Genomic DNA, 9165 nt, shown 5'->3' on the forward strand with positions numbered 1-9165 from the left:
TCTCTCGAGATGAATATGATCGGAACCGTTGGGACGGTCGAAGTCAACCTACTCGGCGGCCTGCTTGATCGAGCCGTGCGCGTCGGCGTGCGGATCCTGGCCGGCATTGGCCGGCCGTCCCCACCCCGCAAACGCGTTCGACAGCCTGTCGAGATAGAGATAGATCACCGGCGTCGTGAACAGCGTCAGCGCCTGGCTGACGATCAGACCGCCGACCATCGCATAACCCAGCGGCTGACGGATTTCCGAGCCGGTGCCGGTGCCCAGCATTAGCGGCACGCCGCCGAGCATCGCCGCCATCGTCGTCATCATGATCGGGCGGAAGCGGAGCAGGGCGGCCTTCCGGATCGATTGCTCCGGCGACAGATGCTCGTCGCGCTCGGCCGAGATCGCGAAGTCGACCATCATGATGCCATTCTTCTTGACGATGCCGATCAAGAGGATGATGCCGATCAGGGCGATCAGGCTGAAGTCGTATCCGAACACCATCAGGATCGCGAGCGCGCCGACGCCGGCCGAAGGCAGCGTCGACAGAATCGTGATCGGGTGAATGTAGCTCTCGTAGAGAATGCCGAGGATCAGGTACACGACCACGAGGGCCGCCATGATCAGCAGCGGCACCGTGCCGAGCGATTGCTGGAACGCCTGTGCGGTGCCCTGGAAGCTCGAATTCAGCGTGGCGGGGGCGCCGAGTTCGGTCATCGCCTTTTGCACCGCATCGGTCGCTTGCCCCAGCGCCACGCCCTGCGCGAGGTTGAAGCTGATGGTGATGGCCGGAAACTGGCCCTGATGGCTGATCGAGAGCGGACGGACCGGTACGCTGGTCCAGGTTGCGAACGTCGCCAAAGGCACCTGTTCTCCGGTCAGCGGCGACTTGACATAGAGCTTGTTGAGGATGTCGAGGTTTTGCTGCAACTCGGGCAGGATTTCCTCGATGACGTGGTAGCTGTTGAGCTGGGTGAAATATTGCGTGACCTCGCGCTGGCCGAACGCGTCGTACAGCGTATCGTCGATCAACTGGGGCGTGATGCCGTAGCGCGACGCGGTGTCACGATTGATGTTCAATTGCAGCGTGGTGCCTTCGCTCTGCTGGTCGGTTGCGACGTCGCGCAACACCGACAGCGTCTTCATCTTGTCTAGGATCTTCGGTGCCCAGGCGTTGAGCTCGCCCAGATCGGCATCCTGAAGCGTGAACTCGAACTGCGTTCGCGTCGGCCGGCCGCCGAGGCGCACGTCTTGCGCCGCCTGCATGAACAGCCGCGCGCCCTCGACCTTGTCGAGCTGTGGACGCAGCCGGGCGATGATCTGCTGGGCGCTGGCGGTGCGCTCGTCGCGCGGCTTCAGCGTGATGAAGACGTTGCCGTTGTTGCCGGCGCGGCCGCTGCCGCCGATCGCCATCGCCACGCTGGCGACATCAGGATCGGCTTGCACGATCTTGCCGAGCGCCTCCTGGCGATCCTTCATCGCGGCGAACGAAATGTCCTGCGCGGCTTCCGACGTGGCGGAGATCAGGCCGACGTCCTGCTGCGGGAAAAAGCCCTTGGGAATGATGACGAACAGATAAACCGACAAGGCCAGCGTCGCGAAGAAAATCAGGAGCGTGGTCCGTCGCCAGCTCATGGCGATATCGAGAGCGGCCTCGTAGCCGTGGAGCATGGCATCGAACGCCCGCTCGCTCCAGTCGTAGAACTTGCCGTGCTTGGTTTCGCTGTGGGCGCGCAGGAAGCGGGAGGCCATCATCGGCGTCAGCGACAGCGAAACCACCATCGAGACGAAAATCGTCATGGTCAGGGTCACCGCGAATTCGCGGAACAGGCGCCCGATGATGCCGCCCATCAACAGCAGTGGGATCAGCACCGCGACCAGCGAGATACTGATCGACACGATGGTGAAGCCGATTTCGCTGGAGCCCTTGAAGGCGGCGGCCAGCGGCTTCTCGCCTTCCTCGATGTAGCGGGTGATGTTTTCCAGCATCACGATGGCGTCGTCGACCACGAAGCCGACCGCGATCGTCAAGGCCATCAGCGACAGATTGTCGAGCGTGTAGCCGAACACCCACATCAGCGCGCAAGCGCCGAGCAACGCCAATGGCACGGTGACGGTCGGAATCACGGTCGCCCAGAAACTGCGCAGGAATACGAAGATCACCATGACGACGAGCGCAATGGTCAACAGCAGCGTGAACTGCACGTCCGAGACCGCGGCGCGGATGGTCTGGGTGCGGTCGCTGATCACCTCGATCTTGATCGCCGGCGGGATCGCGGCGACCAGCCGCGGCAGCAGCGCCTTGATCTTGTCGACGGTGTCGATGACGTTGGCGCCGGGTTGCTTGTAGACCACCAGGAACACGCCGCGCTTGCCGTTGGCCCAAGCCGCCTGCTTGGCATCTTCCGCCGCGGTGATCGCCTTGCCGATGTCGCGGATCCGCAAGGGACCGCCATTGCGGTAGGCGATGATGACGTCGTTCCAGTCCTTGGAATCCAGCAACTGGTCGTTGGAGTAGATCGTGTAGGCCGTTTTGACGCCGTCGATATTGCCCTTGGGGCTGTCGACCGTGGTGTTGGTAATGACGGTTCGGACGTCTTCCAGCGACAGGCCCTTGGCCACCAGTTTCGCGGGATCGATCTGGACCCGGATCGACGGCTTTTGCTGGCCGCCGATCGTCACCTGGGCGACGCCGGAAATCTGACTGATCTGCTGCGCAAGCTGGGCGTCGACCGAGTCGCTGACGGTGGTGATCGGCAGCGAATCCGAGGTTGCCGACAACAGCAGGATCGGCGAGTCCGCCGGGTTGACCTTGCGATAGGTCGGCGGCGAGGGCAGGGATTTCGGCAATTGGCCGCTGGCCGCATTGATGGCGCCCTGCACGTCGTTGGCGGCGCCGTCGATGCTGCGGTTGAGGTCGAACTGGATGGTGACGGCCGCGGTTCCCAGATAGCTGGTCGAGGTCATCTGGGCGATGCCTGGAATCTGCGCGAACTGCCGCTCCAGCGGCTGCGCCACCGAAGAGGCCATGGTTTCCGGACTGCCGCCCGGCAATGTCGCCGTGATCTGGATGGTCGGGAAGTCGACCTGGGGCAGCGGCGCGACCGGCAGCAGTGGATAGGCGACGATACCGACGAACAGAATGCCGGCCATCATCAGCGAAGTGCCGATGGGATAGCGAATAAAGGGTGCCGAAATCCCCTCGCTCATTCCGATTTAACCTTGGGTTGGGCCGGATCCGAACTCGCCACCGCCGAACTGACGAGGGTGCCGGGTGAGACCTTGTACTGGCCCGTGGTGATCACGCGCTGTCCGGGTGACAATCCTTCATCGACCACCGAGCGTCCGTCGATCGATTGGGTGACCTTGACCTTGTTCAGTACCGCTTTGCTGTTCTCATCGACCGTATAGGCATAAAGGCCGCTGGTGCTGTGCTGTATCGCCCCGTCCGGAACAACCGTCGCACCCTTCAGCGTATTGACCAGAAGCCGGGTCGACACCGACTGACCCGGCCACAGAGCGTGGTCCTTGTTATCGAACACCGCCTTGAGGCGGATGGTTCCGCTGGTCGTATCGACTTGATTGTTGACCACCGAGAGCTTTCCCTCGGCCAACGGCTTCTTGCCATCGGTCGTGATCGCGATGACCTTGAGCGGCGCCACCGCCTGGGCCTCGTTTATATACGGCAACTGCTCTTCCGGCGCGGTAAAAATGACGGCAATCGGCTCCACCTGGGCGACCGTCACGATGCCGGTCAGGCTCGAGGCGTTGACGATGTTGCCGATGTCGACCTGGCGCAGGCCGACGACGCCCGGGATCGGCGACTGGATCGCGGTATAATCGAGCTGGGTCTGGGCGTTGGCGATCGCCGCCGTATCGGCCTCGATCTGCGCGGTCAACTGCAGCACCGACGAATGCTGGGTATCGAGCTGCTGCTTGGTGGCGAACTCGCCGAGCTTGATGAAGCGCTGAAGGTCGAGATTGACGTTGGCCAGATTGGCCTCGTCCTGGGACTTCTTGGCCTTGGCCTGGTCGAGCGTCGCCTGATAGGGCCGGGGGTCGATCTCGACCAACAGGTCGCCCTGCTTGACGACCTGGCCTTCCTTGAAAGCGATCTTGTCGATCTGGCCGTCAACCCGGCTCCGCACCAGCACGGTATTGAAACCCTGGACGGTTCCGAGCCCGGTCAAATATACCGGAAAGTCGGACTTCTCGACCTGGGCCGTGCTGACCTGAACGGCGTTGCGCACGACCTTTTGCGCGTTGGCCGCCGCTTCCTGCCCGGCCTGGTAGCGGCCCCAGCCATAATAGCCCGCACCGGCAACGGCAGCGATCAGCACAATCCAGGTAATCGTTCGCGATTTGCTCATGACAGCTCGTAGTGACTGGGGGCGGCGGACCGGTTCAAAATAAAGAGGTTACAGGACTTTAAAACGCTTCCCGGGGAGTCCAGATATAATACGCGTGCGTATAATGTGTAAACGCACTATCATTTGAGAATCCTAAACATTTGTACAGGTTCTGGAAGCGCGAATCCGATGCCGCCGACCCCAACATGCTTTCGAGCTTAACATGACCCAGGGGCTGAAACGCCAGTTGGTTGCCCAACTTGTCGAGAGCTCCCGACTATTGCGCAACTATATCGATCATCGTGCCAAGGGCCGCGGCACCACCCGCGCACAATGGATCGTGCTGTTTCGGTTGCGGGAACAAGAAGGCTTGTCGCAAGTCGATCTGGCGGATGTGCTCGAATTGCAGCCGATATCGCTGGTGCGGTTGCTGGACCGGCTGGTCGAGCACGGCCTTCTCGAGCGGCGGCACGACCCGCGGGACCGGCGCGCCAACCGGCTGTTTCTCACCGAGGCCGGCCGGCAATTGGTCGATGACCTCGACAGCCTGCGCGATAACATCGCGGCAAATGTGCTGCGGGACATTCCGACCGCGTCGCTACAGACCAGTCTTGAGACGCTGCTCGACATCAAGGAGCGGATCAAAGGCCTCGTCGAACCCGGCAGCGTCGCCGCTAAATAGCTGGTGTGCGGTTGTCACCGCGGCGGCCGTCGTTCATATCACCGCGCGAACGCCGCATTGAAACTTTACCCAGTCGGGAATCCATCATGGATGAATTGAACGGACGCATGATCGCTTGCCAGATCCTGATCACGGGCCTGATTGCACGCGTCGCCAATGAGCAACGCGATCCCCTGCGATTTCTCACCGATTTTCGCGACGAGATCAGAGCCGTGGTGAAAGGCGTCAACATCGCCGGCATGGACAATACCGATCGCGTAAGGCTGGTCGCGCAACAGACGGTCGACGAATTGTTTTCGCTGATGAAGCCGCCCAGCGCCGATTGAGGATGCGGTTCGCGAACCGCGAAAACGGCCTTTTTACCGGCTATTTCCGCATCAGTTTAGAACGTTTCAAAGCTTAACTTAGAACCATTTCAAACTACGATTTAGAATCGCTTTTAACTGGACCGATTCAACCAACCTGTTGCCGTAATCGCATTGACCCGATCGTCCTTTGCTCGATATCCAACATGCAACTGCTCATCGCAAATGGGGCGCGTGAGCGGATTGAATCTTGGTCAGTGGGGCATCTAAAATGAATACGGCAAAGACGCCGAGTTCGCTGCGTTCGAACGCGGCTTTGAACTCGATCAGCGAAACCTTCGAGAACTATTCCGGCCGCAAGGTGTCGGCGGTTGCGAGCTTGATGGCGGTCGCCACGTTTTCTGGCGCCGAAGCGCAGCAATCGAACTCGAACCTGCCGCCGGTAACTGTCGATGCGCCCGTTGCCCGCCCGCGCCCGGCGGTTTCGAAGCCGACGTCGGACCAGATCCGCGCCCGCAATGCCCTGCGGCGCGCGGCGCGGCGGTCGCAACAAACTGCGGCCGCGCCGGTGCCGTATCCCAACGCCGGTGCGCTGAACGCGGACCGCAACCCCTATGCGGATGCGGCGGCGCCCTACAAGGTCGATCATCTGCAGGCCTCGGGCAAGTTTCCCGAGCCGCTACTGAATACGCCGAAGACCGTCACGGTCATCGACAAGGAAGTGCTGGCGGACGAGAACGCCACGTCATTGAAGCAGGCGGTGCTGAACACCGCCGGCGTGACGCTCGGCACCGGCGAGGGCGGCAACGCCTTCGGCGATCGGTTCTTCGTTCGCGGCTTCGATACCCGCAACGACATCTTCATCGACGGCGTCCGCGATTCCGGCGTCAGCGTCCGTGAGAATTTCTTTACCGAGCAGATCGAGATCCTGCGCGGACCCGGTTCGTCGTTTGCCGGCCGCGGCACGACGGGTGGTGCGATCAACATCGTCACCAAGCAGGCGACCACCGACAGGTCGTTCTACAACATGGACACGACGTACGCGAGCGACAACACCAAGCGCGTCACGCTCGACGTTAACCAGGTGATCAGCCCGACATTGGCGATTCGCGCCGGCGGCCTGTTCCAGGATGCGGGCGTTGAAGGCCGAAGCTTCACCACTGACAATCGCGGTGGCGGCTTTGTGGCGTTGACCTGGAAGCCGGTCGATGCGGTGAAGGTGACCGCGGACTACGTTCACACCGACATTCACGGACTGCCGGACTTCGGCGTGCCGTACCTCCGAACCGGACCCACCAACGCCCTCGGTCAATTTACGACCACCGCCGGCGGCCCGGCCCCGCAGTACGGCGTGAACCGCGACAATTTCTACGGCTTTGTCAACCGAGATTTCTACGAGGTCCATCAGGACCTCGCCACCATCAACACCGAGGTAAAGATCACTCCCGACTTGACCTTCAGCGACAAGGTTCGGGGCTCGAAGTCGACGCTGAATTACATCGGCACGATTCCGGAGTCAGCCAACGTTGTTGGGAACACGGTGACCCTCAACCCGCAGAGCCGGTATCAACCAACCGACGTCGTCGCCAATCAGAGCGAGTTCACGTACAAGTTCGATACCGGCAACTGGCACCACACCGCGGTGGCCGGCGTCGAGGTCTCGCGCGAAACTTCCAGCATCGATTCATACACGGGTTTGAGTTCGGAACTGGTTACGGCCGGTACCCCTTTCACCGGTAGCGGGTCGCTGGCCGGCGTGAGCATTACCAATCCGCAATCGACATTCACGCCGTTCTCGACGACGCCCACGCTCACGGGCAAGCCGACGCAAATCGCGATCGATACCACGAGCGGCTATTTGCTGGATTCCGCCAATTACCGCGATCTGGTGATCCTCAATGGCGGCATCCGCCTGGACGACTACGGCATCAAAGCCAGCGGTTACGGCACATCGGGCTCGGTCGCGGGTGTATTTGGTTCGCAAGCCGCGCAGTTTGATATGCCGAACTTCAATCTGGGCCTCACGCTGAAGCCGCTGCCGATTACCAGCATCTATGTGGCCTATGCGACGTCGTCGGACCCGGTGGGCTCCGAGTTCGATGGTACCAGCGCAGCGTATGGAGGGCTTGCGCCGAACATCAACGGTGGCTCGAACCAGATATTCGGGCCGATGAAGAACACGGCGATCGAGGTTGGCAACAAATGGGAGCTGTTTGAGCGCCATTTGCTCCTGACCGGCGCGCTGTTCCAAACCAACGTCACCAATGCGCGTGAGTCGGTGAACGTGACCTCAACAGCAAACCAGACGGCAGCTTGCCCCTATAACACGTCGATAGGGGGCACGCAGCCTTGCATCAGCGCCGGCGCGGCCTATCAGATCCGCGGCATCGATCTCGAAGTGACCGGCAAGATCACCGACAAATGGAGCGTGTTCGGCGGTATCGTGCTGATGAAGTCGGAGGTGACGAAGTCGCTGGTTCCCTCGGCCGATCCGGCGCTGTACCCGACCAACGTCGGCCTGCCGTTGGCCAACATTGCCAATCAGTCGTTCAGCCTGCTCAGCAAATATCAGATCGACGACCGCTGGGAAGTTGGCGGACAGGCCGTCTATCGTTCCGCGATGTATGGCGGCACCTTGCTTGCCGCGAACCAGGGTACGGTGCTGCCGAGCTTCTGGCGCTTCGACAGCTTCGCGGAAGCGAAGATCGACAAGAACTGGACGGCGAAGCTGTTCGTCAACAACATCTTCAACAAGCTCTATTACACCGCGTTCTATCAAAGTGCAGCGCCGTTCACGCTGGAAGCGCCTGGCCGCACCGTGGCGGTGGTGCTTTCGGCGAGGTACTGATTGTCGATGCGATGCTGATCTGTGTCCCGAATGTGCTGAGCAAAAGCGATGTGGCGGATTTCCGCCGCATCATGGACGAATGTTCATGGGAAGACGGCCGCTCAACCGCCGGGGCACAATCGGCACTGGTGAAAAGCAACGAACAATTGCCGCCGGACAGCGAGATCGCGCGCAAGCTTGGCAACCGCGTGATCTCGGCGCTCACCGCCAACCCGCGGTTCATTTCAGCGGCGGTCCCGCTGCATATTTTCCCGCCGCTGTTCAATCGTTATAACGCCGCGGACGGCCACCATTTCGGCATCCATATCGATAACGCCGTGCGAGGCGATCGCCTGACCGGCTTGCGGATCCGGACCGATCTGTCGGTCACGTTATTTTTATCCGAGCCCGACGAGTATGACGGCGGAGAGCTCGTGGCCGAAGACCTCTACGGATCGCACGAAATCAAGCTGCCGGCCGGCGATCTGGTAGTTTATCCTGCGTCTAGTTTGCATATGGTCACCCCGGTCACCCGGGGGACACGGGTTGCGTCTTTTTTCTGGGTGCAGAGCATGGTACGGGATGCCCATGCCCGCAGCCTGATTTTCGATCTCGACGTTGCTATTCAGGCTCTGGTGGAGCGTCTTGGGCGCGATGACCCTGAAACGGTCAAATTGACCGGCATCTATCACAATCTGATCCGCTACTGGGCCGAAGTATGAACACGTCACTGTTTCGAGCGACTTGGTTTCGAGCAACTTTTGCTGCCATCCTGACGCTGGCGATGCTGTCGCCGGCGCGGCCGCTGCTGGCGCAGCAGAGCACCGCACAAGTGCCCCAGACCCAGGCTGCGCCAAGGGCGCAGGTTGCGGCCCCGGCCCCGATGCCGGCTCAGCCGCCCGTTGCGGCTGCGCCGCCGAGTGTCGCGCCGGTACAGGCCGCCACGCCGGCACAGAATGTGGCGGTCGCGCCAGCGCCATCCGCCGCGCCTGCGCCAGTCGCTTCCGATGCATCGAC

The 9165-nt window shown here is 61.4% G+C and carries 6 protein-coding genes; 4 read left to right on the forward strand and 2 right to left on the reverse strand.

Annotation, left to right across the window (positions count from 1 at the left end; translation table 11 throughout):
- Positions 1-48 precede the first annotated feature (48 nt).
- A complete protein-coding gene (locus tag GSQ88_RS00680; RefSeq protein WP_159005302.1) occupies positions 49-3195 on the reverse strand; it encodes an efflux RND transporter permease subunit in 3147 nt (1048 codons plus the stop codon).
- A complete protein-coding gene (locus tag GSQ88_RS00685) occupies positions 3192-4355 on the reverse strand; it encodes an efflux RND transporter periplasmic adaptor subunit (RefSeq protein WP_159005303.1) in 1164 nt (387 codons plus the stop codon). The genes GSQ88_RS00680 and GSQ88_RS00685 overlap by 4 nt, the downstream gene beginning before the upstream one ends.
- Positions 4356-4557: 202 nt before the next feature.
- On the opposite strand from GSQ88_RS00685, the gene GSQ88_RS00690 reads away from it, so the two are divergent.
- The 4 genes from GSQ88_RS00690 to GSQ88_RS00705 all read left to right on the forward strand — a co-directional run bounded on the left by GSQ88_RS00690 (position 4558) and on the right by GSQ88_RS00705 (position 8870).
- Complete coding sequence (locus GSQ88_RS00690; protein WP_159005304.1) at positions 4558-5016, forward strand: MarR family winged helix-turn-helix transcriptional regulator; 459 nt, start codon at positions 4558-4560, stop codon at positions 5014-5016.
- 86 nt (positions 5017-5102) lie between these two features.
- Complete coding sequence (locus tag GSQ88_RS00695) at positions 5103-5342, forward strand: hypothetical protein (RefSeq protein ID WP_159005305.1); 240 nt, start codon at positions 5103-5105, stop codon at positions 5340-5342.
- Positions 5343-5592: 250 nt separating this feature from the next.
- Entirely contained in the window at positions 5593-8169 is a 2577-nt protein-coding gene (locus GSQ88_RS00700; protein ID WP_159005306.1) for a TonB-dependent receptor, read from the forward strand.
- Between the two features lie 11 nt (positions 8170-8180).
- Positions 8181-8870 (forward strand): Fe2+-dependent dioxygenase, encoded by a 690-nt coding sequence (locus GSQ88_RS00705; protein WP_159005307.1) that lies wholly within the window; start codon positions 8181-8183, stop codon positions 8868-8870.
- Positions 8871-9165 lie beyond the last annotated feature (295 nt).

Origin of the sequence: Bradyrhizobium sp. S69 (genome assembly GCF_009766005.1) — a bacterium.
GTDB lineage: Bacteria > Pseudomonadota > Alphaproteobacteria > Rhizobiales > Xanthobacteraceae > Bradyrhizobium.

What these genes read in the sequence shown, in the direction of transcription:
- GSQ88_RS00700 (WP_159005306.1), top strand. Translation starts at nt 5,593, where the DNA reads ATGAATACGGCAAAGACGCCGAGTTCGCTGCGTTCGAACGCGGCTTTG.
- GSQ88_RS00680 (WP_159005302.1), bottom strand. Translation starts at nt 3,195, where the DNA reads ATGAGCGAGGGGATTTCGGCACCCTTTATTCGCTATCCCATCGGCACT.
- GSQ88_RS00695 (WP_159005305.1), top strand. Translation starts at nt 5,103, where the DNA reads ATGGATGAATTGAACGGACGCATGATCGCTTGCCAGATCCTGATCACG.
- GSQ88_RS00705 (WP_159005307.1), top strand. Translation starts at nt 8,181, where the DNA reads ATGCTGATCTGTGTCCCGAATGTGCTGAGCAAAAGCGATGTGGCGGAT.
- GSQ88_RS00685 (WP_159005303.1), bottom strand. Translation starts at nt 4,355, where the DNA reads ATGAGCAAATCGCGAACGATTACCTGGATTGTGCTGATCGCTGCCGTT.
- GSQ88_RS00690 (WP_159005304.1), top strand. Translation starts at nt 4,558, where the DNA reads ATGACCCAGGGGCTGAAACGCCAGTTGGTTGCCCAACTTGTCGAGAGC.